27 protein-coding genes are annotated in these 25,143 nt (G+C 54.4%); 22 read left to right on the top strand and 5 right to left on the bottom strand.

Annotated elements, in window-relative coordinates; translation table 11 throughout:
- Positions 1-341: 341 nt before the first annotated feature.
- Together DPO_RS20310 and DPO_RS26780 are read right to left on the bottom strand one after the other, a co-directional pair.
- Entirely contained in the window at positions 342-1,646 is a 1,305-nt protein-coding gene (locus DPO_RS20310) for a hypothetical protein (RefSeq protein ID WP_006968251.1), read from the bottom strand.
- A complete protein-coding gene (locus tag DPO_RS26780) occupies positions 1,643-1,783 on the bottom strand; it encodes an Rdx family protein (protein WP_337833253.1) in 141 nt (46 codons plus the stop codon). The genes DPO_RS20310 and DPO_RS26780 overlap by 4 nt, the downstream gene beginning before the upstream one ends.
- 258 nt (positions 1,784-2,041) lie before the next feature.
- Here DPO_RS26780 and DPO_RS20300 point away from each other — a divergent pair, with 258 nt between their 5' ends.
- From DPO_RS20300 to DPO_RS24180, 8 genes are all read left to right on the top strand, one after another.
- Complete coding sequence (locus DPO_RS20300; protein ID WP_006968250.1) at positions 2,042-2,467, top strand: DUF2231 domain-containing protein; 426 nt, start codon at positions 2,042-2,044, stop codon at positions 2,465-2,467.
- A gap of 69 nt (positions 2,468-2,536) precedes the next feature.
- Complete coding sequence (locus DPO_RS20295) at positions 2,537-3,076, top strand: DOMON domain-containing protein (RefSeq protein WP_006968249.1); 540 nt, start codon at positions 2,537-2,539, stop codon at positions 3,074-3,076.
- A 29-nt stretch (positions 3,077-3,105) separates the two neighbouring features.
- Positions 3,106-3,999 (top strand): SCO family protein, encoded by an 894-nt coding sequence (locus tag DPO_RS20290; protein WP_236610010.1) that lies wholly within the window; start codon positions 3,106-3,108, stop codon positions 3,997-3,999.
- A 12-nt stretch (positions 4,000-4,011) separates the two neighbouring features.
- On the top strand, positions 4,012-5,655 hold the full coding sequence (locus tag DPO_RS20285; protein ID WP_006968247.1) for a cytochrome c oxidase subunit I: 1,644 nt from the start codon (positions 4,012-4,014) through the stop codon (positions 5,653-5,655).
- Positions 5,652-6,248 (top strand): cytochrome c oxidase subunit 3 family protein, encoded by a 597-nt coding sequence (locus DPO_RS20280; RefSeq protein ID WP_006968246.1) that lies wholly within the window; start codon positions 5,652-5,654, stop codon positions 6,246-6,248. Before DPO_RS20285 ends, DPO_RS20280 begins: the two co-directional genes overlap by 4 nt.
- A gap of 15 nt (positions 6,249-6,263) precedes the next feature.
- The gene (locus DPO_RS20275; protein ID WP_006968245.1) at positions 6,264-6,545 is read left to right on the top strand and encodes a cytochrome C oxidase subunit IV family protein; all 282 of its coding nucleotides are present in this window, start codon (positions 6,264-6,266) and stop codon (positions 6,543-6,545) included.
- Positions 6,546-6,554: 9 nt separating this feature from the next.
- Positions 6,555-7,166, top strand: a complete 612-nt coding sequence (coxB, locus tag DPO_RS20270; protein WP_006968244.1) for a cytochrome c oxidase subunit II — start codon at positions 6,555-6,557, stop codon at positions 7,164-7,166.
- Entirely contained in the window at positions 7,160-8,059 is a 900-nt protein-coding gene (locus DPO_RS24180) for a UbiA family prenyltransferase (protein WP_006968243.1), read from the top strand. Before coxB ends, DPO_RS24180 begins: the two co-directional genes overlap by 7 nt.
- Here DPO_RS24180 and DPO_RS20260 read toward each other — a convergent pair.
- A complete protein-coding gene (locus DPO_RS20260) occupies positions 8,004-9,071 on the bottom strand; it encodes a phosphagen kinase (RefSeq protein ID WP_006968242.1) in 1,068 nt (355 codons plus the stop codon). The genes DPO_RS24180 and DPO_RS20260 overlap by 56 nt on opposite strands.
- Positions 9,061-9,246, bottom strand: a complete 186-nt coding sequence (locus DPO_RS20255) for a hypothetical protein (RefSeq protein ID WP_006968241.1) — start codon at positions 9,244-9,246, stop codon at positions 9,061-9,063. The genes DPO_RS20260 and DPO_RS20255 overlap by 11 nt, the downstream gene beginning before the upstream one ends.
- A 176-nt stretch (positions 9,247-9,422) precedes the next feature.
- On the opposite strand from DPO_RS20255, the gene DPO_RS20250 reads away from it, so the two are divergent.
- The 6 genes from DPO_RS20250 (at position 9,423) to DPO_RS20225 (ending at position 13,128) form a co-directional block, all read left to right on the top strand.
- The gene (locus DPO_RS20250; RefSeq protein ID WP_006968240.1) at positions 9,423-10,058 is read left to right on the top strand and encodes a TetR/AcrR family transcriptional regulator; all 636 of its coding nucleotides are present in this window, start codon (positions 9,423-9,425) and stop codon (positions 10,056-10,058) included.
- A gap of 34 nt (positions 10,059-10,092) precedes the next feature.
- The gene (locus tag DPO_RS20245) at positions 10,093-10,641 is read left to right on the top strand and encodes a DJ-1 family glyoxalase III (protein WP_006968239.1); all 549 of its coding nucleotides are present in this window, start codon (positions 10,093-10,095) and stop codon (positions 10,639-10,641) included.
- Positions 10,642-10,677: 36 nt separating this feature from the next.
- Positions 10,678-11,160 carry a hypothetical protein gene (locus tag DPO_RS20240; protein WP_006968238.1) on the top strand — a complete coding sequence of 161 codons (483 nt, stop codon included), beginning with the start codon at positions 10,678-10,680 and terminating at the stop codon, positions 11,158-11,160.
- Between the two features lie 107 nt (positions 11,161-11,267).
- Positions 11,268-12,305, top strand: coding sequence for an NAD(P)H-dependent glycerol-3-phosphate dehydrogenase (locus DPO_RS20235; protein WP_006968237.1), 1,038 nt, complete (start codon positions 11,268-11,270; stop codon positions 12,303-12,305).
- An 18-nt stretch (positions 12,306-12,323) separates the two neighbouring features.
- Complete coding sequence (locus tag DPO_RS20230) at positions 12,324-12,527, top strand: tautomerase family protein (protein WP_006968236.1); 204 nt, start codon at positions 12,324-12,326, stop codon at positions 12,525-12,527.
- 67 nt (positions 12,528-12,594) lie between these two features.
- On the top strand, positions 12,595-13,128 hold the full coding sequence (locus DPO_RS20225) for a gamma carbonic anhydrase family protein (protein ID WP_006968235.1): 534 nt from the start codon (positions 12,595-12,597) through the stop codon (positions 13,126-13,128).
- Positions 13,129-13,145: 17 nt separating this feature from the next.
- Here the strand turns inward: DPO_RS20225 and DPO_RS20220 are convergent, their stop codons facing one another.
- Positions 13,146-13,319, bottom strand: a complete 174-nt coding sequence (locus DPO_RS20220; RefSeq protein WP_152427757.1) for a histidine kinase — start codon at positions 13,317-13,319, stop codon at positions 13,146-13,148.
- A 145-nt stretch (positions 13,320-13,464) separates the two neighbouring features.
- Between DPO_RS20220 and DPO_RS20215 the strand changes: the two genes are divergently transcribed.
- From DPO_RS20215 to DPO_RS20175, 8 genes are all read left to right on the top strand, one after another.
- A complete protein-coding gene (locus DPO_RS20215; protein WP_006968233.1) occupies positions 13,465-15,282 on the top strand; it encodes a PAS domain-containing sensor histidine kinase in 1,818 nt (605 codons plus the stop codon).
- A gap of 209 nt (positions 15,283-15,491) precedes the next feature.
- Positions 15,492-16,064 (top strand): response regulator, encoded by a 573-nt coding sequence (locus DPO_RS20210; protein ID WP_006968232.1) that lies wholly within the window; start codon positions 15,492-15,494, stop codon positions 16,062-16,064.
- 14 nt (positions 16,065-16,078) lie between these two features.
- Entirely contained in the window at positions 16,079-16,957 is an 879-nt protein-coding gene (locus tag DPO_RS20205; RefSeq protein ID WP_006968231.1) for a methylenetetrahydrofolate reductase, read from the top strand.
- 50 nt (positions 16,958-17,007) lie between these two features.
- Positions 17,008-18,294, top strand: coding sequence for a (Fe-S)-binding protein (locus DPO_RS24785; protein ID WP_083912100.1), 1,287 nt, complete (start codon positions 17,008-17,010; stop codon positions 18,292-18,294).
- A 52-nt stretch (positions 18,295-18,346) separates the two neighbouring features.
- Positions 18,347-22,828: an FAD-dependent oxidoreductase gene (locus DPO_RS20190; protein ID WP_006968228.1), complete on the top strand. Its 4,482-nt coding sequence runs from the start codon at positions 18,347-18,349 to the stop codon at positions 22,826-22,828.
- An 80-nt stretch (positions 22,829-22,908) separates the two neighbouring features.
- On the top strand, positions 22,909-23,295 hold the full coding sequence (locus DPO_RS20185) for a hydrogenase iron-sulfur subunit (protein WP_236610011.1): 387 nt from the start codon (positions 22,909-22,911) through the stop codon (positions 23,293-23,295).
- A gap of 116 nt (positions 23,296-23,411) precedes the next feature.
- A complete protein-coding gene (locus DPO_RS20180; RefSeq protein WP_006968225.1) occupies positions 23,412-24,089 on the top strand; it encodes a methylenetetrahydrofolate reductase C-terminal domain-containing protein in 678 nt (225 codons plus the stop codon).
- A gap of 15 nt (positions 24,090-24,104) precedes the next feature.
- A complete protein-coding gene (locus DPO_RS20175; RefSeq protein ID WP_006968224.1) occupies positions 24,105-25,031 on the top strand; it encodes a methylenetetrahydrofolate reductase in 927 nt (308 codons plus the stop codon).
- The last annotated feature ends 112 nt before the right edge of the window (positions 25,032-25,143 follow it).

Raw genomic sequence — 25,143 nt, 5'->3', positions numbered from 1 at the left:
ATTTATGAATTTCAGGGTTTTGGGTTGTAATGTTCTTTGATTTCAAAAGGTTATAATTTTTTATTTCATGAATCAGCGGGTGGGTTGCATTGAAAAGTTCAAAATTGTGAACAGGCGGGGGCCCTGTTTTTTGGCAGGTATGGATCAAAATGGACCCAGCCATGATTCCGGCCCATTGAAACGCACTGTAAAAAGGGAAGATGGCGGCAATTTTATTATATCTGCAAAAAAATATTCTGGTTGGCATGTGCATTGCATTACTCATTTACAACTAATCGCCAATTAGTTTTTTCATCTTTTTTTCCTTTTCTGAAAAGGCTGCCCCCAAAGGGCAGCCTTTTTCAGTTTTGGTGGATGTGACAGGCATCGATGCTGGATTCGATTTGATGCATGATTCGGGCAAAGGCAGCGGAATGGGGGGAGTTGAACTGATTCTGGAACGCTTCGGCAGTCATGTTTTCAGGTAGATGTTTGATATCGGGCATGAATTGATTCTCCCGGGATAGTTCCGCTGCCCGCTGCTGCATCAGCCGGGCATTGACAGGCCCTGAAACGGCAAATTCAGCCAGCCGGATCCCGGCTTCGTTGGCACTGATATCCACAAAACTGTATCCGGATTTCGTCTGTGCATCCTCCATTTCTTTGGCCATTCCCATGGACCGGGCCAGTTTGCCGGAAGCCAGTACCGTGATGGCGGCAGAGGAGAGAAAATGCTGGGCCAGATCCTCCCGGCCATACAGCACAAAGACGACATCGGGCCGGGATGATGAAACTGTATGCCGGATATCCGGAGACAGAAACCCGCCCAGATCCTGATTCATGACATAAGCCGCCATCACCTGGAGAACAGCCGTGTTTTCAGAGACCGGGTCCTGAGACAGGGCCGTATTTTCCACGGCCCGCCGGAACAACGGTTTCATAACGGCACTTAAAGATTGTTTCTTTTGCCTGAAGGATGAAGACAGTTTGACCAGATAATTGTGGTATTCAATCAGGCGTTTCTGATGTTCTGAAGAGAACAGCTGCTTTTTTGCCTCACCTGTCAGGGTTGCCAGTATCAGCGGATTCCACTGGAATTCCAGGGTTAGCCGGTCCTTATCAATGTCCAGGGTCTGTATCTGCCGGGCCACAGATATGGCGTGGGCATATCGGGGGGTGTCCATCCCCTTTGCATGGATTTGATCTGCCATCCATTGAACAATGGGGTCCGGGACCTGGATACGGCCGACCCGCAGCTGCTGAATTTTTAGTTTGCCGGGTTGCAAATGCACGGCCGCCGCCAGGTTGATCCATTTGATTGGAAAAATGTCCGACACCTGAATCGAGGCATACACCACAGCGGTTTCCGGAAACAGGTGGGCCTGAAATGCCATTTTTTCTACATCGGCAAACTGAGTCAATCCATATGTGAGCAGCAGGTTCAGATCATTTTCCGAAATCGTCAGAGATGTCAACGCCATGGATTTTTCTTGGCTGGATTTCAGTGGGGCCAGTATCTGTCTGGCCCGCTGGATATCCGCCCCGGCCACAGGCCCTGAAATCCGGATATGGGGGTGCAGATCAAAGACCATGATGACCAGACCTGCCGGAATCAGGATCACCAGCACCAGGCTGGTGATCAAAATGACCGTGAAAACGATTCTCATGGCAGAAGTTGCCGCAAATGATCGATCACTTCCTGGTTGTCAGGAAATCGTTTGGCCTTGCGTTTGGAAAAAACAGTGGTTTGACCGGCCGTGATCTCATAAATGCCGTTACTGCCGGCAACCAGTTTCGGAGTGATGTGCAGTTCTTTTTCAATGAGGTCCGCCAGACCGGCAGCCCGTGGTTCGTAGTTTCAAACGGAACAATAGGTGATTTTGATTTCCATACATACCTTCCTTTTGGATTTGGATGGGTTTTTTCCAGGTTTCACCATGGTAAAACATCAGGAATTGGTTGTGATATCGCTAAGATTATAGTAAAGGTAAATTATTTTTATTGCAATGACTGTGAAATCGTTTCAGTCAATTCATAATGAATAATTTGAAAAGGTGATTCCATGACAGATGTTATTTTTGGTTTCCTGAACAGTATCGGTTTTACCCATCCGCTTCATCCGGCGTTGACTCATATTCCCATGGGCATGGTGCTCGGCGCAGTGGTCTTTCGGCTGGTATCTTTTCTGCCCCGAATGAAAATGCTGGCAAAAACCGGATACCATTGTGTGATTCTGGCACTTGTGGGGGTTATCCCCACCATATTCACCGGCTACCTGGACTGGCAGCACCGGTTCGGGGGCGAATGGGAGTTTCTGATTGTCCTGAAAATGTTTCTGGCAGCTGTTCTCACCGTGCTGCTGCTGGTGACCGCCATCAAGGATGATCCTGAAAACCGCGGATTTAACCGGCTCACCGGATGGTATGTGCTCATGGCGTTAGTGGCCATCGGACTGGGATTTTCCGGCGGCGAACTCCAATATGGATAATGCCGGAAATTTTATAAATTTAAGTCATTCATAAGGATCAATGATAACAAAAAGGCAAAAGGTGTCAAAATGATGAAAAAAATCGGATTGTTGATGCTGGCCGCAGCTGTTTTTCTGCCGGGCAGCCTGTTTGCTTCAGACTATGCCCACAAACTGGAAGTCAAAGACATGACCGTGTCCTGGACACTGGACAGTGACCAGATCCAGATGGAATTGAGTGCCAAAACCACGGGCTGGGTTGCCATTGGTATCGATCCGGAAGATGCCATGGGCGGTGGCGATATTATTATCGGGGCCGTTAAAAACGGCAAGGTGAGAATCGAAGACCATTTTGCGGACAGAAAACGGGGTCATTCTTCAGATGATAAACTGGGGGGAACCAATCAGGTGATTGATCCGGCGGGAAAAGAGGAAAATGGGGTGACCACCCTCTCTTTCACCCGTTTGGTGAACGCATTGGAACAATGGGACAAGCCCATACGCACAGACGGCAAGACAAGGGTCATGATCGCCTTTGGTACGGGCAGGGACTCCTTTATCGCCGGACATCAGTTTCGGACGGTATATGATATTGATTTTGCCACGGGTGAGGCTGTCAAAATCAAATGATGTTTTGCAGAAAAGTTGCGGGTCCGGCCATGGCAGGGTGGGTCACCTGCCTGATGCTGACCATTGCGGTGCCCGGGTTTGCACAGGATGGCGGACTGGATCATGCCCCTCATGATCCAGCCGGGAATACACGGGTGAATCTGGCAGATCCCCATCATGACCATGATGCCATGGTCATGGATGAGGGGACGGACATAAACGCGCTGGCAGGTCAGGTGAAAGTCGAGGAACGACTGGGCCAGTATATCGACCTGGAGGCGCGGTTTCTGGATGCCCAGGGTCGGTCAGTCACCATCCGGGAAATATTTGACAAGCCTGTGGTGCTGTTGCCCATCTGGTTTTTCTGCCCGTCGGTGTGTACGTTTCTCCAGGCGGATCTGGCAAAGGCATTGAACCGGGTGGACCAGCTGCCCGGGGAAGCGTTCAATATCATTACCTTGAGTTTTTCAGATGATGAAGACCCTTCCCATGCCCTGGCCGCCAAAAACAATTATGCCAACCTGCTCCAGCGCGATTTTCCTCTGGAAAACTGGTTCTATCTCACCGGGGATGAGGAAAATATCCGGCGGGTAACCGATTCTCTGGGATATTATTTTGTCAAGAAAAAGCCCCATGAATATATCCATCCCAACGCCATGGTGGTGCTGGCAGAAGACGGGAAAATAATCCGCTATCTGTATGGCCCCGGGTTTCTGCCTTTTGACCTGGGCATGGCATTGACCGAGGCCCGAAAAGGGAAACCCGGGGTGTCCATCAAGCGGCGGGTGCTTTCTTTCTGCTTTGATTATGATTCGGAAAATAACACCTATGTGTTCCGGCTGTTCAGAATCACGGGAACTGTGATTCTGATTCTGCTGGCCGGATTTGTGGTGTTTCTGGTCCGGCCGGGAAAGAAAACCGGGCGCAGACGGCCGGGGGGTTAAGGAGATTCAGGCATGACATCATTTTACCAAACCCCTGAGCCGGCAGGATTTACCGGGATCCGGTCCTGGCTGATCACCTTTGATCACAAACGCATTGCCCTTTTGTATTTGTTTTCCATCCTGTTCTGGTTTTTGCTGGCCGTGACACTGGGCGGCTTGATCCGCCTGGAACTGATGTTTCCGGGAAAAACCGTTCTGGGCGCCCAGATGTATAATTCCGTGTTCACGCTGCACGGGGTGATCATGATTTTTCTGTTCATTATTCCGGCGTTGCCCGCCATTTTCGGCAATTTTTTTCTGCCTATCCACATCGGAGCCGAAGATGTGTATTTTCCCAGACTCAATCTGCTGTCCTGGTATCTGTACATGGCCGGCGGCATCGTGGCCATTGTGTCGCTGTTTTCCGACGGATTTCCCGACACCGGATGGACCTTTTACGTACCGTTTTCCATTTCCACCAACACCAATGTGTCCACGGCCGTGTTCGCCGCATTCATCCTGGGATTTTCCTCCATGCTCACCGGGCTCAATTTCATCACCACCATTCACAAAATGCGGGCAAAAACCATGGGATGGCTTCAGTTGCCGTTGTTCACCTGGAGTTTGTACGCCACGGCCTGGGTCCAGCTGCTGGCCACCCCGGTGATCACCATTACTCTGGTGCTGGTGGTGGTGGAACGGCTTTTCAATGTGGGGCTGTTTGACCCGGCCCGGGGGGGTGACCCCATCCTTTACCAGCATCTGTTCTGGATCTATTCCCATCCGGCGGTGTACATCATGATCCTGCCGGGTATGGGCGTGATTTCAGAGATTATCCCGGTATCTGCCAGAAAATCGATCTTCGGGTACAAGGCCATTGTGGCCTCGTCTCTGGCCATTGCCATTGCCGGATCTCTGGTATGGGCCCATCATATGTACACCAGCGGCATGAGTGACACGGCTGTGTTCGTGTTTTCTCTGCTCACCTTTGTGGTGGCCATCCCTTCGGCCATTAAGGTGTTTTCCTGGGTGGCCACCCTGTACAAAGGGGCCATTGAGATGACCCCGCCGCTATTGTTTTCCCTGTGTTTTATTTACCTGTTTTCCGTGGGCGGGCTCACCGGGCTGGTGCTGGGGGCGGCCGGGGCCAATATCCATGTGCATGACACCCATTTTGTGGTGGCCCATTTTCATTTCACCATGTTCGGGGGTACGGGGTTTGCCTTTTTTGCAGCCCTGCATTACTGGTGGCCCAAGATGTTCGGAAAGATGTATGATTTTAAAAAGGCCTATATCGCTGCCATTCTGGTCACGGTCGGGTTTATGCTGCACTATGTGCCCATGTTTGTGTTGGGACTCCAGGGCATGCCCCGGCGCTATTATGACTATCTTCCCCAGTATGCGGCCGGTAATTTTTTTGCGGGATTCGGAGCGTTGTTCATGATTGCCGGCATCGGCCTGATGATGGTGAATTTGTTAACTTCTCTGGCCAGGGAGCGCACCGCTGCTGCGGATGATCCCTGGGGCGGGGTCACCCTGGAGTGGACCATTCCCTCGCCCCCGCCTTTGCACAATTTTGCTAAAGACCCGGAAGTGATGGATTATCCTTACGATTTTACAAAGGTGGCGGCCGTCGGCCCTGGTGCGGCACCCATGGATCCGGAGACGGGCAAATGACGGCTCACACAGACCCCACCGGCAAAAAACTGGGCATGTGGCTGTTTCTGTATACGGAGATTGTCCTGTTCGGCGGTCTGTTTGTTTTGTATGCCGTGTATTTTGCCGGATACACCGAAGATTTCATTGCCGGTGCCAAAGAACTGGATCTGTTTTTCGGGGTGGTGAACACCATTATCCTCTTGATTTCCAGTTTTTGTGTGGCCGCCGGCGTCACAGCGGTGCAAAAGGCCCACTACCGAATCGCTCTGGCCGGCCTGTGGGGGGCCCTGGCCTGCGGGGCGATATTTCTGGTGAACAAGTATATTGAATGGGGGCATAAATTTGCACACGGCATTTATCCGGGATCGGACCGGCTGGTGGACGGCCCGGGCGGTCAAAATCTGTTCTTTGGCCTGTATTTCGTGACCACCGGGCTTCACGGGCTTCACATCATCATCGGCATGACATTGCTGGCCGTGAGTCTGGTGCTGGTCACCCGGCAGAAGATCACGCCCAAAAACAATGCCATGCTGGACAATTCAGGCCTGTACTGGCACCTGGTGGACCTGATATGGATCTTTATTTTTCCCTTGTTTTATCTGGTGGTCTGACACAAGGAGTCCTCTATGGCATCTGAACCCCATATTATTGGATACAAAACCCTGGGGCTGACCCTGGCGGCCCTGCTGGTGCTGACCGGCGTGACCGTGGGAGCCGCATCCATCGACCTGGGCTGGGTCAATGTGTGGATCACTCTGATGATCGCATCGGTCAAGGCCGGATTTGTGCTGCTGGTGTTTATGCACATGCGCTGGGAAGGCCGGACACTGCGATGGTCGTTTCTGGCCACGGTGCTGTTTATGGCCGTCATGATCGGGTTTATTTTCTGGGACGTGGCATTCAGGTGAGGAGACCCCATGACTGATATCATCAATCCGGCGGTCCTGGTGGACCGGTCTTTTTATTTCATCATTGGATTCTCTTTTGTGTTTCTGTTTGCCATCACTCTGGTGATGATCTATTTTGTGATCCGGTACCGTCGATCCCGCCATCCGGTGCCTGCGGATATCCGGGGAAACTGGAAGCTGGAAACCGCCTGGATATTCATTCCCACCCTCATCGCTTTGGCCATGTTCGTGTCCGGGTGGCAGGCCTATACCGGGCTGCGCAATGTACCCGAAGGGGCTTTGGAGGTGGATGTCATTGCCCAGTCTTTTTCCTGGATTTTTATTTATCCCACGGGCAAGGAAACGGAAAACGAACTTCAGGTACCGGTGAATACGCCCGTGAAACTCAACATCACTTCCATGGATGTGATTCACAGTCTGTATATTCCGGCGTTTAGGGTCAAGGTGGATGCGGTGAAAGGTCTGACCACCTATGCCTGGTTTCTGCCGGAAACCATTGGGGAGTATTTTCTTCAATGCACGGAGTTCTGCGGGGTAGGGCATGCGGACATGACCGGCGTGGTCCGGGTGGTGTCTGAAGACGCGTTTGATGAATGGGTGGAAGAGGATGACGGATGGTAGAAACAAGCGGTATCCGTGCGGCAATCGAGCTGACCAAGTTCCGGCTCACCGGATTTATCGCTTTGTCCGGCATTTTCGGGCATATTCTGGCGGCTCCGGCCCCCGGGATCGATACCCTGGTCATTGGGGCCGGAGTGTGGTTGCTGGCTGCCGGGGCTGCCGTGCTCAATCATATTCAGGACCGGCGGTATGACTGCTGGTTTGCCAGAACCCGGCACCGGTGCCTGGTAAAGAATCGGGTGGATTTGCAGACGGCGGGATGGGTGGCATCAGGTCTGGTTATTTCCGGTCTGGCGCTTCTTGCCGGGGGGCTGGATACGCATCTGCCCTGGATTCTGGGGATTCTGGCCCTGGTCTGCTACAATGGGCTGTACACCCCGCTGAAGAAAAAAACCCTGTTTGCCGTGTGGCCCGGTGTGATCTGCGGTATGCTGCCCCCGGCCATCGGGTGGACAGCGGTGCCGTCGTCCCAGTGCCATGGAACAGGCATTCAACTGTTCGGGGTGATGCTGGTGATGGGCATCTGGCAGGTCCCCCATTTTTTGGTACTGGCCGCGGCCCAGCCGGTTTGTGATCCGGGGGCGGACCGGTTTCCCACATTTATCCGCCTGTGGACGAAAACGGAACTTTTTCTTCAGATTCTGGTGTGGGTCTGTGTTTACAGCTTAGGTGTTTTCTGGTTTCTTCTCAACGGCGGGATTGTGTTGCCGGGGGTTTCAGCCAGCCTGGCCGGGATGGCTTTTGTCCTGCCAGGAGTGATGGGTTTTTTTCTCACAAGATTTCCGGCTTACGCCGGGGCCGGCGGATTCACCACCCTTAATCTGTCCATGCTGATTTTCATGGTTCTGGGGATTCTGGACCGGATTCTGCCAACCGTGTTTCCGCTTCAATGATGGCGGCAATGCCGGTGTGCAGGGTCTGAATGAGTTGGGTTTCGCCGGTTCCCAGCCGGAAGCGGTTACTGATATCAAACACGGATTCTGTTACAGCGGTTTTTTCCCCCAGGGTTCCCCGGATCTGCAATCCATAGGTGGATGCCAGTCTTTTGAGCCGGTTTGGGTGATTTTCCAGATGGGGCAGCCGGATATGCACGCCGGCCCGCATGGCGGTCCCGATATTGGTGGGACAGGCGGTCAGATATCCCAGCCTGGGATCAGATGCAAAATCAATCGGTTCACGGATGTGTGCCAACGCAGAGACCATCCGGTTGAAAACTTTTGACAGATTCCCGGTTTTTTCAAGACAGATGATGCGCAGATGATCTTCTTCATTGATCCAGACACGAAAAGTCCTGTCATGGCTCGTGAACACCCCCCGGGATACAGGAAAGTTCCGGTTGATGCCGGCGGATGCCTGAAACCGGTCACCGGGTAAAAATGCCGTGCCCTGAAACGCCTGGTTTTGAATTTGATCCAGGGTCAATGCATCCATGGCGTGAAAGTGTCCCTGGAGCGATTCAGGCAAGGCATCCAGGGCCTGCTGGACCTGCCGGGCCACGATCTGCCGGTTTTGCGTGGTGATGTTGGGGGAAAACGCGTGGCCGGACAGGTTTCTGGCCACCCGGATCCGGGTGGAAACAATCAATTGGTTGTGGGGATCCAGATCCGGCAGGTCCAGAGGCTCCAGGCGCGGTATATGACGGATGGGACCGGTGATTTGATGATAGGTCCGGATCACCGGATCGAAAATTTCCTTGAACAGGGCATAGGTTTGTGCATCGCCGGCATAGATGCCGATATGAGAATCCGGGTTTTCCCGACCGGACCGGATCGCCTGTTCCAGGGTGAAGCCGGTGTCGGTTTTCAGCCGGGACAGGCGCTCAAACAGAGACGGGGTTAAAAAACGATGGGCCAGAGAAACGGCATGTTCAGGAAAAATCGCCGCATCCCCGGAATCAGCTGCCATAACCGGAGGCCTGGGAAGAGATGCCCCGGGCCAGGGTGGTCTGGATAATATCCAAAACCGCGCAATCCTGATGACACCCGGGCAGATTTTTTTTATTTTCACAGGTCAGGCAGGGGCTGCGGGTCAGGTATCCGATTTCAAAATCGAACCGATCTCTGTTGGTATGTGTTTTCATGGCATTTTTTCTCTGATCATTCACAGTGGCGCACTATAGCAGAGATGGCGCAGTAACGTCAATACAACAGGAAAAAATTAGAATGGTCTTTTGCCTTGTCTAACAGATCAACACATGATAAGGAAAACATCACAAAAAAACCTTTTTAACTATTTTAAATGAAGGATACTCCATTATTGGCTGAGTCTCGATTTGCGGAATTAAAGGAAAAAGAAAAGCTGGCAAGAAAGCAGATTGTCATTGAATCCGCTCTGGCATTGTTTGCAAAAAAACCGTTTTATGAAGTGGGCATGCGGGAAGTGGCCGACGAGGCCGGTATATCCGCGGCGACCATTTACCGGTATTTTCCCAGTCAGCAGGCATTGTTCAATGAGGCTTTTCTTCAGGATATCTCCGCTGCCAGCAAAGAGTTCAAAACCATGGTTGAAACCGATAAGCCCGCAAGTATCGAGCAGTTCGGCATAAAATTTGTGGATCATCTCATCAATAACGAATCCACGTTTCAGATGATGGCTTATCTGATGCTCAAAGACAACCTGTCCCATCCGGTCATGGGAAAATTCGACTCAGTCACCAAAATATTTTTTGATCTGTTTGCTGAATTACTGTGTCGCCACGGTGTGGCAAAGGAACAGGCCCGTATCTATTCCCACGCGTTTGTGGCATCCATCACCGGGATTCTCATGGTTTTCCGCAACTCACCCGTGACAGACAAAACCGCCACAAGAAACCATATCATCAAGGTGGTGAAAATCACCGCGTCTTTGTATACAAACCAGTTGCTGGGTCATCAGGACAGTGTCCGTGCCTGAGCATGGCCGAGCATCTAATGACGGAGGTGTGATTATGGAAAAAACCGTATTGGTGCCGGTGGCCCAGGGAATCGAAGAGATGGAGGCCATTACGATCATTGATGTACTTCGGCGGGCCGGTGCCCGGGTGGTAGTGGCATCGGTGGATGACCTGACCATCAAAGCGGCCCGGGGCATTGAATTCAAAGCAGACTGTTTGATCAAAGACTGCCGGGAGCAAAGTTTTGACCTGATTGTCCTGCCAGGCGGCATTCCGGGGGCGGATAATCTTCAAAAATCAGAAACGCTGGCAGAACTGCTCAAAAAACAGGCAGCACAGAAAAAATTATATGGGGCTATCTGTGCATCTCCGGCCGTGGTACTTCATCCCCTGGGACTGGTCACACCCGGGGCCGTGACCTGCCATCCGGGATTTGCCGACCGGATTGAGGGCGGCACGGTCCAGGACCGCAACGTGGTCATTGACGGACCCTGCATCACCAGCAAAGGGGCGGGCACGGCACTGGAATTCGCCTTGACCCTGGTCCGCCGGTTGTTTGACGACAAGGTCCTTGCGGATGTCAAAGGAGGTCTGGCCCTTTAGGTTGGCTTGTTTCGGCCGGACCGGCAGGTGCAAATAATGAAAAAACAGCGGCAGCGTGCCCTGCAGATATCTCTGGGACTGGGCATGCTGGTGATTGTCATCCTGGTGGAAGTACTGGCGATCTCTCCGGCCGGTATCTATTCCTATACCTTGACCGGGTACCGGAATTTCAAGATCGGTGCGCCCAGGCAGCGAATCCTGGCAGAAATCAACCGGGTGCCTGCCATCCGGACTCTGATCACCTGCACGCCGGATTCTGAAACCATGCTTTTGACCCAGCGTCATTTCACCCATACACCGGAACTGGATGTTTCCGATGTATGGATCGCCCGATACCGCAATCATAATGTGATCATTTTTTTATTTAAAGAACAGACACTTTCCCGGATACTGCTGCTGAAAACCCGTTTCAGCCGTCAGATATCCTCTGCTTTGTTTGATACCTGCCGTTTGGACCTGCTCGAAGACATCGACCTGTTTCTGGAGAATCAGACCGTGCATCCGGTTTTTTATCACTGAAAAAAACGGGCATTGAATGTTCCAAAGGGTTGCTGTATATTTGGTTTTTCAAAATTTACAACCGACTGGACCGAAGGTGACAGGTCTGAAACCGTCAGGAAAGATACATGATACAGATAGATGACATACAATCGACCCGCATCGGGGTCGTGGGGGCCGGTTCCTGGGGAACCGCGCTTGCCAAACTGCTGGCTGAAAAAGGGTTTGATATTGATTTCTGGGTGTTTGAATCCGAAGTAAAGGAACAGATTGAAACCTTGCAGGAAAACCGGGTGTTTCTGCCGGGGTATCTGCTTCCCGATGCCATTCATCCGTTCAATGATATTGAAACCGTGGTCAAGGACAAGGATCTGGTGCTGGTTGTCGTTCCCTCCCATTTCATGCGGTCCGTGGCCATGCAGATGAAACCGTTCATTGCAAAAGACGCTGTGGTGGTCAGTGCATCCAAAGGAATTGAAAACAAGACCCATCTCACCATGACCGGTATTCTGGAAGAAATTCTGGATTTTCTGCCCCCGGAAAATCTGGCGGTGTTGTCCGGTCCCAGCTTTGCCAAGGAAGTGGCGGCAAAAATTCCCACGGTGGTGGCGGCGGCATCTGTGAATGACCGGGTGGCCCGGTTTGTCCAGGCGGTGTTCGCCGGCCCCACCTTCCGGGTGTATGTCAACCATGATCCGGTCGGTACCCAGATCGGCGGGGCCATGAAAAATGTCCTGGCCATTGCCGCGGGCATCTGTGACGGCATGAACATGGGACTCAACCCCAGAGCCGCTCTGATCACCCGGGGGTTGACGGAAATGAACCGTCTGGGCACCCGCTTAGGGGCCGACCCGCTGACCCTGTCCGGCCTGGCCGGAGTCGGAGACCTGCTGCTCACCTGTACCGGCGCGTTGAGCCGGAATTACACGGTGGGGATGCAGATCGGCCAGGGCAAAAAACTGGATGACATCATCTCGGAAATGCGTATGGTGGCCGAAGGGGTGAAAACCACCCGGTCCGTGTACAACCTGTCCCGGAAACTGGGCGTGGATCTGCCCATCTGCAATGAAGTTTATCATGTTTTGTTTGAGAATTATCCATTGGAAGAAACCATACAGCGCCTGATGAACCGCTCTTTAAAGCATGAGTTGGACGGGGTGTTGTAACAATCCGGGGGAGGTCTTATGCCATACGTGAACATAAAAATTACCAGAGAAGGCGCCACAAAGGAACAGAAAGCCGAGCTCATTGAAGGGGTGACCCGGCTGCTCAAAGATGTGCTGGGAAAAAATCCCGCCACCACGTTTGTGACCATTGATGAGGTGGATACGGACAACTGGGGCGTCGGCGGCATTCCGGTCACAGAACTGCGTAAACAACAAAAATAACGTTTGCCATGTCCCGACGGGAAAGCATGGTGTTTTTCAAAACAGATGGAAGGAGACGGACCCACCCATGATACGATCGTTTAAAGGCAAAACACCCAGGATTGCGCCATCGGCTTATGTGGACGACACGGCCGTGCTGATCGGAGACATCGAAATCGGCGAAGAGTCCAGTGTGTGGCCCGGTGCCGTCATCCGGGCGGATCTGGGAAAAATCACCATCGGGCAAAAGACCATTGTGGAGGACAACTGCGTGATCCATGCCGGGGCCCCCAACGGCAGAGACGGAGATGTGTTCATCGGGGACCGGGTGGTCATCGGACACGGGGCCGTGCTCAACTGCCGGTCCATCGGTAATTATGTGCTCATCGGCATGAATGCCACCCTGCTTCATGAAGCCAGCATCGGTGATTACTGCCTGATCGGTGCAGCCGCCCTGGTGGGGGCCGGCAAAGTCATTCCCGATTATTCCCTGGTTTTCGGGGCCCCCGGACAGATCAAGGGGCGGCCATCTGAAGAGCAGCTCTGGTGGGCCAAAGCCGCATATGAGGAATACAAGCCGCTGATGGATGAGTATAAAAAATTACAATCCATTCCGTCTTAGCCGGGCCGGCACCTGGTTCATTTTTTCAGATTTGCCAGCTGTTTCCTCAAGTCATCGTATTCATCTTCATAGGCCAGCAGATCCATCATCACCGGCGGTTTGACCGAATGGGCCGGCAGCCGGTCTTTGGTGTCTTGAATCAGGATCTTCAGTTCCGCCAGCCTTTTTTTGATCTCTTTTTCGGTTTTCAAAATGTGCGGTGCCTCCTGCTTTTTTAAGGGGGAATGTTTGTACAAATATATCATGGATATCCCGGGCGTGTCGATATTGACAAATAAGATCCCGGGCGATACTGTGAAAAATCTTGGAAAATCCTTCAAAATAAGGAGACCCGGTATGAGTGACCACACCCCGCGGCTGCTGGACGCACTGGATGCGTTCGAAGACGGTATCTATATTGTGAGTGAAGATTTTACAGTGGAGTATATGAACCGGTTCATGAAAGACCTGTTCGGAGACGGGGTGGGAAAAAAATGCCACAAGGTGCTGCTCAATTATGAAAACCCCTGTGACTGGTGTAATTACCGGGAGATTTTCGAAAAAAACGAAACCCGGCATTCAGAAATTTATCTGGAATCGGCGAAAAAAACCTTTGCCTTGTCTGAAATTCCCGTGACCAACCGGGACGGGACCCGGTCCAAACTGTCCATCTACCGGGACATCACCCGGCGCAAGGAGCAGGCAGCCCGGCTTAAATTTTCCGAAGAAAATTATCAGCGACTGTTTACCCATGCGGGATGCGGGGTGTTTATTTCCAGCAAACAGGGGCGGTTTCTGGATGTGAACCCGGCGTTGCTCAGGATTCTGGGATACCGGGACAAGGAAGAATTCCTGGCTCTGGACCTGGCCCGGGATGTGTATCTGACACCCGGGGACCGGGAAAGATATCAGCGGATTATCGAGAAAAAAGGGCGGGTGGTGGATTACGAACTCCAGTGGCGGCGCCGGGACGGGCATCTCATCGACATCCTTTTAACCTCCCATGTCCGGTACGGCACCCATGGTGAAGTCCTGGGGTACGAAGGCATTGTGGTGGATGTCACCGAGCGCAAGAAAAGCGAAAATAAAATCCGGGAAGCCTACGATTTTCTGGACAACATTATTTCCTGCTCTCCCAATGCCATCATGGCCATGGACATGACCGGCCGGATCATGCTGTGGAACCGGGGAGCGGAAAATCTGTTCGGACTGCCCGCCGATGAAGTGGTGGACAAAATGACGGTCCAGCAGATCTATTCCCGGGAAGTGGCGGCGGAAGTGACCCGGATGATGCGGGACACAGAATATGGCGGAGTGGGCCGGCTGACCTCTTATCCCCTGACCTTTGAGCGCCGGGACGGGGTCCGGCTGGAGGGAAACCTGTCCGCATCGTTTCTCTATGATGACAGCGGAAAAGAAACCGCTACCGTGGCCCTGTTTGTGGATCTGCGGGAACGCCTCAAAACCGAGCGGGAACTGGCCGAAGCCCGGCAGCATCTGCTCCAGTCTGAAAAACTGGCCGCCATGGGCCGGCTCACCTCCCAGATCGCCCATGAACTCAACAATCCTTTGTTCGGGATCATGAATACCCTGGAACTGCTCAAAACCGAGATCCCCCCTTCCAACAAGCGGCGACGGCTTCTGGATATGTCATTGTCCGAGACCGTGCGTCTGGCAGACATGCTCAAAAAAATGCTGTCTTTTTCCCGGCCGGATGAAACCGAACGGGCCGAACTGGACGTCAACTCCGTGATCGATGAGCTCATGGTGCTCTACGACAAACGGTTCCGGGAAAACTCCATCAAGGTCAAACTGGACCTGACCTCGGACCCGGGCATCATCATGGCTTCCCGGGATCAGCTGCGCCAGGTGTTCATCAACCTGTTTTCCAATGCCATGTATGCCATGCCCGACGGCGGTACTCTGTCTATTACCACCCGGCCCAACGGCAACATGGTTTATATCATTGTGGAAGATACCGGCACCGGTATCAAGCCCGAACAACTGGAAAAGGTGTTTGATTCCTTTTTCACCACCAAGACCGACAGTGTCAAGGGGGTGGGACTGGGGCTTTCGGTGTGTTATGGATTCATTCAGGATCATGACGGCGACATTACCGTGGAATCTCGATACGGCGAATGGACCCGGTTCACCATCAAACTGCCCCTGGCGTAACAAACCACCTGTAAAAATCCTGCCTGCCCCTTCCTTCTATTTATACTTCGTGATTTCCGTGTCGCTTCGCGACAAAAAAACAGATGCGTTCAGCAACGGGAAGAAAGTATAGTTATTTTATTTATTATAGTTATTATTTTTTTCTTGACAACGTATATTATTTATAATAATAGAAAAAACTATAACACCATCAATGCAAAGGAGGCATTATGGAAGACACATTGACTGTATTCACGGCCAGCAAGTACTGCAATGTTTCGTCTAAAACCATTATCAACTGGGTGGAGGCCGGCCATATCAAGGCGTACCGGACGGTCGGGGGGCATCGGCGGATTAAGAAATCCGACCTGGAAATCTTTATGCGCGATCAGGGAATTCCCATCCCGGAGGAAAAAGATGACAGTGCCCGCAAGAAAATCCTGGTGGTGGATGACGACATGATCATTGTGGAATCCATTGTCCAGGCCCTGGAGGAGGACGAGTTCGACTATGAGGTGATCTCAGCGTCCGACGGGTTTGAGGCAGGACTTCAGGTCAACCATTTCAAGCCGGATTTGATGATCCTGGATATCATGATGCCTGATATCAAAGGATATGAGGTCTGCAAGAAAATTAAGGACAACGAGGAGACAAGACATACGAAAATCATTGTGCTGTCTGCGTATCTGGACGACGAGAAATTCGCCCGGATGAAGAAAAATGGTGCGGATGTCTGTTTTTCCAAGCCCTTGCCTTTGCACCAGCTCAAAGAAGAAGTCGCAAAACTGCTTGGACTTAAATAACAAGGAGGCAGATCATGAATTTAAAAGAATCTTTGGAAAAAAAGAGATTTGTTGTGACCTCTGAAGTTCAGGCCCCCCTTGGCGATGACGAACCTGAAGCACTGGTAAAAAGCCTGAGCAGGGTCCGGGGCAGGGTGGACGGCGTGTCCGTGTCTGATGTGGAACTTGAAGGCGTGGTGGGGGACAGCATTCAGACCTGTGACCTGTTGCTGAAAAACCGGTTCAATGCCATTTACCAGACCACCACCAGAGACAAGAACCGGTATCAGCTCCAGAAGGACCTGACTTCGGCCCATGAGGTGGGGGTGGATAACCTGCTGGTGTTCACCGAGGACTACCGGATTTCCGGCGACAGTCTCCAGGAATCCATGTTTTTTCATGTGGATTCCGGCAAGCTGGCATCGGTTTTAGACCACCTGCGCCAGGGGGTCACCATCGAAGGCAATGACTTAGGCAAAAATTTTGAATTTACCTTAGGTTCCGGTGTGGAAACCCCCTGGGGAAAGCAAATGCCCAAGCGGGGCATGGAGGAACTGGAGGACATGCTCAATGTGGGGACCGGCTATTTTTTGACCACTCCGATTTTTGACGTGGACCAGTTTGAAAAGTTCATGAAACAGGTGGCCCCGTTCCGGGTCCCGGTGATCGCTGAGGTGATGATTCTGCGCACGGCCGGCATGGGCAAGTTTCTGAACCGCCACTTCAAGTCCGGCCTGGTGCCGGAATGGGTGATCCAGAAGCTGCTCAACGCACCGGACAGGACAAAGGCCAGCATCGAGCTGTTTGCAGATACCGTCAAAAGCCTCAAGGATATCTGCCAGGGCGTGCATATCGTAACCATCGGCGGTGAGGACAAACTGGCCCGGTACCTGAACGCAGCCAAACTCAGGTGAGGCATGATCAAATGACATAAGCCTTCAATCGAATACAGGGGGGACGCACCATGGCAGAGGCAATCAAGATAGACACCCTTGATGTCGAACTCAAGGAAGCGGTACTGGACAAGGTACCGGATGCAAACTTTGATCTGTGCCTGACCTGCGGCACCTGCACCGGCGGATGTCCCGCGTCCGAGCAGTTCGGCATGGATCCCAGGAAACTGATCCGGATGCTTAATTTCGGCATGGACGAAGAGATCCTCAAATCCGACTGGAAGTGGGTATGCTCCATGTGCGGCCGGTGCCAGCTGGCCTGCCCCATGAACATCAATATCCCCAAACTCATTTACAACATCCGGGCCAGGATGGTCCGGGAAAAAAGGCCCAAAGGCATTTTGGGCTCCTGCGACCAGCATATCCGCACCGGATCGGCCATGGGTGCGGCCAAAGAGGATTTTGAATTCACGGTCCTGGATGTGGCCGAAGAGATCAGAGAGGACCATCCCGGGTTCGAGGACCTGGAGGTCACTGTGGACCGGGTGGGCGCGCAGATGGTGCTCAACCAGAACTCCCGGGAACCGGTCACCGAACCCGAGGAGATGGGACCCTTGTGGAAGATCCTGCACCTGGTGGGGGCGGACTGGACCTACCCTTCGGTGATGTGGGCCGGCGAAAATTACTGCATGTTTCTGGCGGACGATGAAGGGTGGCGGTATATCATCGAGGAGTTTGTCCTGCATGTGGACAACAACCTCAAAAGTCCTCTGGTGGTCAATACTGAGTGAGGCCACTCCTATTTTGCAATCCTGGAGGGATTGCGCAAATACAAGATTCCCCACAAGTTTGAACTCATCACCATCATCGAGTTGTACGCCCGGTGGATCAAACAAGGTAAACTCAAGGTCAATTCAGACTGGAACAAAGATATCGGTGCGAAATTCACGGTCCAGGATCCCTGCAACATCGCCCGGAAAAGCGGGTCCAACAAAATCGTAGACGATCTGCGGTTTGTGGTGAAAGCCGTGGTGGGCGAAGAGAATTTCATCGATACCGTGCCCAGCCGCATGAACAATTTCTGCTGCGGCGGCGGGGGCGGGGCCCTGCAGGCCGGGTTCCCGGACCAGCGCCGGGCTTACGGCAAAATCAAGTTCAACCAGATCATGGCCACAGGGGCCGATTACGTCATCGCCCCCTGCCACAACTGTCACGGCCAGATCGAGGATATCGGCCACCACTACGGCGGCAGGTATCACGTGGTCCATTTGTGGACCATCATCTGCCTGGCGTTAGGGGTTCTGGCGGATACTGAACGCGCCTATCTCGGCCCGGACCTGGCCGACGTGGGACTTTGACCCCGGGTGGGACTAAATGCCCCAAGTGGGACTGAATGCAAGGAGGAATGACATGACCGAAATGGAAAAAGGATCGGTAATGGTGGTGGGCGCCGGTATCGCCGGTATCCAGGCCTCTCTGGATCTGGCCGATTCCGGGCACCTGGTCTACCTGGTGGACAACAACACGGCCATCGGCGGCACCATGGCCCAGCTGGACAAGACCTTTCCCACCAATGACTGCTCCATGTGCATTATCTCCCCCAAGCTGGTGGAGGCGGGGCGGCATTTGAATGTGGAACTGCTGACCTCAAGCGACATCGAGTCCGTGGACGGGGAGGCCGGCAATTTCACGGTGACCCTGACGCAGCATCCCCGGTATATTGACCTGGAAAAATGCACGGCCTGCGGGGAATGCGGCAAGGTGTGCCCGGTGACCCTGCCCAACCGGTTTGACGAAAATCTGGGAGAACGTAAAGCCGCGTTCAAGCTCTATCCCCAGGCCATGCCTTCGGCCTGGGCCATTGAAAAGGCAGACAAGGCACCCTGCCGCCTTACCTGTCCGGCCGGGCTCAATGTTCAGGGGTATGTGCAGATGGTCAAGCAGGGCAAATACAGGCAGGCCCTGGAGATCATCATGGAGCAGCTGCCGCTGCCCGGGGTTTTGGGCCGGATCTGTCCCCATGAATGCGAGGATGCCTGCCGCCGCTGTCAGGTGGAGGCCCCGGTGGCCATCAGAGATCTCAAGCGCCTGGCTGCAGACCAGTTTGATCCCCGGGATATCAAGATTCCCTGTGCGCCGAAGATCGGAAAGAAAGTGGCCGTCATCGGGTCCGGCCCGGCCGGGCTGTCCGCAGGGTTTCATCTGGCGAAAAAAGGGGTGGATGCCGTGATTTTCGAAGCCCTGCCCAAACCCGGGGGGATGCTGCGGGTGGGGATTCCGGACCATCGGCTTCCCCCTGACGTGCTGGACAAAGATATCGATGTGATCACCAACTTAGGCGTGCTGATCCACTGCCACCAGCGCCTGGGGCATGATTTTACCGTGGACAGCCTGAAGGCCGAAGGGTTTGATGCCGTATTCCTGGCCCTGGGCGCCCACAAAGGGCTGTCTCTGGATATTTCCGGTGAAAATCTGCCCGGGGTCCGCCAGGGCGTGGATTTCCTGCGGGAACTCAATTTAAATGGTGAAACGGAAACCGGAACACAGGTGGGGATCATCGGCGGCGGCAATGTGGCCATTGACGTGGCAAGGTCCGCGGTACGTATGGGGGCAAAGAATGTCACCATTATCTACAGAAGAACCCGGAACGAGATGCCGGCCTGGGAAGAGGAGATCTGCGCCGCCGAGGACGAAGGCGTGGCCATCACCTATCTGGCGGCCCCGCAGAAGGTTCTGGAAAAGAACGGCCGGGTGGCGGGCCTGCGGGTGATCAAAATGGAGTTGGGCGAGCCGGACGTATCGGGCCGGCGCCGGCCCGTGCCTGTGCCGGGCAGCGAATACGACATCGAAATAGATCAACTCATCAGTGCCATCGGCCAGCAGCCCGACATTTCCGTGATCGAGGATCTGGCGGATGTAAAAATCACCCGGTGGAACACCCCGGAGGTGGATCCGGTCACCCTGGCCACGGACCGGGCCGGCGTGTTTGCCGGCGGGGATGTGCAGACCGGTCCCGGGGTGGCCATCGGCGCGGTGGCTGCCGGTATGGCGGCGGCGGAATCGATCTTCCGGTATCTCACCGGCAAAGACATGGCCGAAGGCCGGGATGTGCCGGTGGCGGAAGAGCCGGTCTACCGGCCGGTGGATCCGGACATGCCCCATGAAGCCCGATACCGGATGCCGGAACTCCCTGTCGAAAAAAGGGCCGGCAATTTTGATGAGGTGGAACTGGGGTATGATCCGGCTGACGGGCAGAAAGAAGCCGCCAGGTGCCTGAACTGCGGGTACTGCTCTGAGTGCATGCAGTGCGTGGATGCCTGCCTGGCCGATGCCGTGGACCATTTCATGATGCCCGAAATCCATAAAGTGCAGGTCAAGGCCATCATCCTGGCCCCGGGATTCACCCCGTTTGAACCCCAACAGATGATTACCTACTGCTACGGCCACAGCCCCAATGTCATGACCTCCCTTGAATTTGAGCGGATTCTGTCCGCGTCCGGCCCGTATGCCGGCCACCTGGTGCGGCCGTCCGATGAAAAAGAACCCAAAAAGATCGCCTGGCTTCAGTGCGTGGGGTCCCGGGACATCAACAAGGGGGACCATGCCTACTGTTCCGGGGTGTGCTGCATGTATGCCACCAAACAGGCGGTGATCGCCAAGGAGCATGCCGGAGAAAAACTGGACTGCGCCATTTTCTATATGGATATGCGCACCCATGGCAAGGAGTTTGACAAATATCAGATGCGGGCAGAAGACGATGCCGGGGTGCGGTATGTCAGGTCCCGCATTCACTCGGTGTTCCCGGAACCCGGGGACCGGTACCGGCTGGTGTATGCCACCGAGGCCGGAAACCTGGCTGAAGAGATATTCGACATGGTGGTGCTGTCCATCGGACTGGCCCCCAACCGGGAGGCCGCGGCCCTGGCGGAAAAAATGGGCATCGACCTCAATGCCCACGGATTTGCCGCCACCACGGATCTGTCCCCTGTGGCGGCATCCCGGCCCGGCATCTATGTGTGCGGCACCTTTCAGGAGCCCAAGGACATCCCTTCTTCTGTCATGGAAGCCTCAGCTGCCGCCGCCACCGCCGCCATGACCATGGCCGAAGACCGGTGGATCCTCACCCGGACCCGGGAACTGCCGCCGGAAACCGATGTGGCCGGGGCTGTTCCCCGGATCGGGGTGTTTGTCTGCAACTGCGGGATCAACATCGGCGGGGTGGCGGATGTGCCCGCGGTCCGGGATTACGCAAAAACCCTGCCCTATGTGGTGCATGTGGAGGACAATTTGTTCACCTGTTCCCAGGATACCCAGGACCACATGAAGCAGGTGATCATTGAAAATCAGATCAACCGGGTGGTGGTGGCATCCTGTTCTCCCAGAACCCACGAGCCGTTGTTCCAGGAGACCATCCGGGATGCCGGGCTCAACAAGTATCTGTTTGAAATGGCCAATATCCGGGACCAGAACACCTGGGTCCACATGAACGAACCGGACAAAGCCACGGCAAAAGCCAAGGACCTGGTGCGCATGGCCGTGGCCAGGGCCGCGTTTGTGGAACCGTTGCACCAGGTGAGCCTGCCCATTAAAAAATCGCTGCTGGTGGTGGGGGGCGGGGTGGCCGGCATGGAATCGGCTCTGACCGCAGCAGCCCAGGGTGTGGCGGTTCTTCTGGTGGAAAAGACCGATACCTTAGGGGGAATCGCCCGGCATCTGAACGCCACCTGGCAGGGTGAGCCTGTGGCCGCCTTTCTGGCGGATCTGGCTGAAAAAGTGCTGGCCCACCCGAACATCTCGGTTCATCTGAATACCCAGGTGGCCCGGACCACCGGATCCATGGGGCATTTCACCACCACCCTGGTGCAAGGCAGCGGTCCGGACCATCCGGCGAACGTGCAGGAATTCATCGTTGAACACGGGGCTGCGGTCATCGCCACCGGCGGCATGGAATACCGCCCCCATGAATACTTGTACGGCGATCACCCGGACGTGCTCACCCACCTGGACATGGATGCGGCGTTCCGGGAGAACGATGCCCGGATTTTCAAGGGCCGGTCTTTTGCGTTCATCCAGTGCGTGGGCTCCAGAAACGAGGAACACCCCTACTGTTCAAGGTTGTGCTGCACCCACAGCCTCAAGTCCGCCATCGCCCTCAAGAAGATGGATCCCCGCAAACGGGTGTTCGTGATCTACCGGGATATCCGATCATATGGATTCCGGGAGGACCTGTACCGGGAAGCCCGGGAACGGGGGGTGTTGTTCATCCGGTACGACCTGGAACGCATGCCTGAGTTGAGCCGGGCCCACAACGGCAAAGGGGGGCTGGTGCTGAGGGTCTTTGATCCGGTGCTCCAGATGCCCGTGACCCTTTCCCCGGACCTGGTGGTCCTGGCCTCGGGCGTGGTGCCGGCGGACAACAAAAAACTGTATGAAACCTTTAAGGTCCCGGTGAACAGCGACGGGTTCCTGGTGGAGGCCCATGCCAAACTGCGGCCCGTGGATTTTGCATCGGACGGCCTGTTTGTGGCGGGGTTGGCCCACTATCCCAAGCCCCTGGAGGAGAGCATCTCCCAGGCAAGAGCCGCCGTGGCCCGGGCCATGATTATCCTTTCCCGGGATGTCCTCATGGTGGGCGGCATCGTGGCCTCGGTGGAAAAGGAAAAGTGCGCCGTGTGTCTGACCTGTGTGCGCACCTGTCCCTATGGGATCCCCTTTATCCATGAAGAGGGATATGCGCAGATCGAGGCATCGGAATGTCATGGATGCGGGGCCTGTGTGGCGGAATGCCCGGGCAAGGCCATCACCTTGAACCATTTCACAGACCGGCAGATCACTGCCAAGACCCATGCCCTGTTTGAAGAAACCCTGGAGACCGAGGAGGCGGCATCATGAAACCGGATCAACAGGATCGAGACAACAACCGGAGTGAACAGGAAAAAAGTGCCATGAACCCCCAGGTGCATGAACCCAGAATCATTGCGTTCTGCTGTCAGTACTGAGCGTACGCCGCAGGGGACCTGGCAGGTTCCATGAGGCTGTCCTACCCGGCCAACATCAAGATCATCCAGGTGCCGTGCACCGGCCGGGTGGACATCGTTCACCTGCTGTCCGCCCTGGCGGACGGGGCGGACGGGGTGTATGTGGCCGGATGCCTGGAAGGGGAGTGCCACTACCTGGAAGGCAATTACAAGGCAAGGCGCAAGGTGGCATACGTGAAAAAAGTGCTCACCGAACTGGGCATCGAACCGGAGCGGGTGGCCATGTACAACCTGTCTTCGGCCCAGGGCGCCCGGTTCGCTGAGATTGCCAACGAGATGGTGGAGCAGATCAGAGACCTGGGCCCCACCCCGGTCCGATAACAATATTGGGGTCAAAACGGGGTCAGGCCTGCGTTATTGTAGTTATTCAATAAAAAATAACTACAATAACGCAGGCCTGACCCCGAAGCTGAAGTTGACCCCGGAAGGGAGGTAACATGATAGTTGCAGATCGCAAGTCTCTGGAAGAGATACTGGGGATGGTGGCGGACAGGGATAAAATTCTTATCCTCGGATGCAAGGGATGTGTGACCGTGTGTAATGTGGGCGGGCTCAAGGAGGCGGAAATTCTGGCTTCAACGGTGAAGATCGCCCGAAAGAAAGAAGGACGGCCGGTCAAGGTGGAACACCGGGCCCTGGAACGCCAGTGTGACAACGAATATGTGGCCCAGCTGGCCGATAGTGTGGCAGATTATGATGCGGTGGTGTCCATGGCCTGCGGCGTGGGACCCCAGTTTCTGTCGGAAATGTATCCGGACCAGGTGTTTTTTCCGGCGGTGAACACCACGTTTTTCGGTGGCGCGGTTCAGCACGGGGTGTGGGAGGAGCGCTGCGCCGGGTGCGGGGCCTGTGCCATCCATCTGTTCGGCGGGCTGTGCCCCATTGCCCGGTGTGCCAAAAGCCTGTTACACGGCCCCTGCGGCGGGTCTTCCAACGGCATCTGCGAGGTGCACAAGGACACGGCGTGCATCTGGGATGCCATTGTAAAAAAGAAACTGGAAACCGGCCGCCTGGAAGATCTGGTGGCGATCAAGCCCTTCAAGGACTGGCGCACGGCCCGGGACGGCGGTCCCCGGCGCAGTATCAGAGAAGAACTGGTCAAGGGAACCATATAAAAGGAGACACATGCCATGACAGCAACCCAATCAGGCAGCAATCTTGAAAAAGTCCTGACAGCCGGTCATTTTGCCTTTACCGGAGAATGCGGTCCCCCCAAAGGCGCCAATGTGGCACACTTGCGGAAAAAGTTTAAATACCTTAAGGGCAACGTGGACTGCGTCAACATGACCGACAACCAGACCGCAGTGGTGCGGATGTCTTCTCTGGCCGGATCCGCGTTGATGAAGGCCGAGGGACTGGAGCCCAATTTTCAGATGGTGTGCAGAGACAGAAACCGCCTGGCCATGATGTCCGATATTCTGGGGGCCTATGCACTGGGGGTAAGGAATATGCTGTGCCTGTCCGGGGATCACCAGAGTTTCGGCAACCACCCGGAAGCCAAGAACGTGCACGACATCGATTCCATGCAGCTCATCGCTCTGGTGAAAAAGATGCGGGACGAGGAGAAATTTTTGAACGGCGAGGACATTGATGTGGCGCCTAAGATGTTCATCGGTGCGGCCTGCAACCCGTTTGCCGATCCCTATGAGTTCCGGGTTCACCGCCTGGCCACCAAGATCGCAGCAGGCGCGGATTTCATCCAGACCCAGTGCATTTTCAACATGGACAAATTCCGGGACTTCATGAAACAGGTGGTGGACAAAGGACTCCATGAACGCTGCTACATCCTGGCCGGGGTCACGCCCATGAAAAATGCGGGCATGGCCAACTTCATGTCCAAGTATGTGCCGGGTATGGACATTCCGGCATCGCTTATCAAGCGCCTCAAGGGCGTGGACAAGCGGGATCAGGCCGAAGAGGGCATCCGATTCGCCCTTGAACAGATCGAAGCGTTCAAGGAAATGCAAGGCGTGGCCGGGGTTCACCTCATGGCCATTGAATGGGAGCATAAAGTTCCGGAAATCGCCGAACGGGCCGGCGTTCTCCCCCGGCCGTAAATCCTTCCCCCCGGGGTCAGAACTTATCTTCTGGCCCCGACAATTTATCTCTTTCAACCCGATTTGGAATATGGTATTTATGCAAGTTTGAATGCATTGCTATATCCGTTGA

Source organism: Desulfotignum phosphitoxidans DSM 13687 (assembly GCF_000350545.1).
GTDB classification, from domain to species: Bacteria; Desulfobacterota; Desulfobacteria; order Desulfobacterales; family Desulfobacteraceae; genus Desulfotignum; species Desulfotignum phosphitoxidans.
This window is presented reverse-complemented; position numbering and strand designations above follow the sequence as displayed.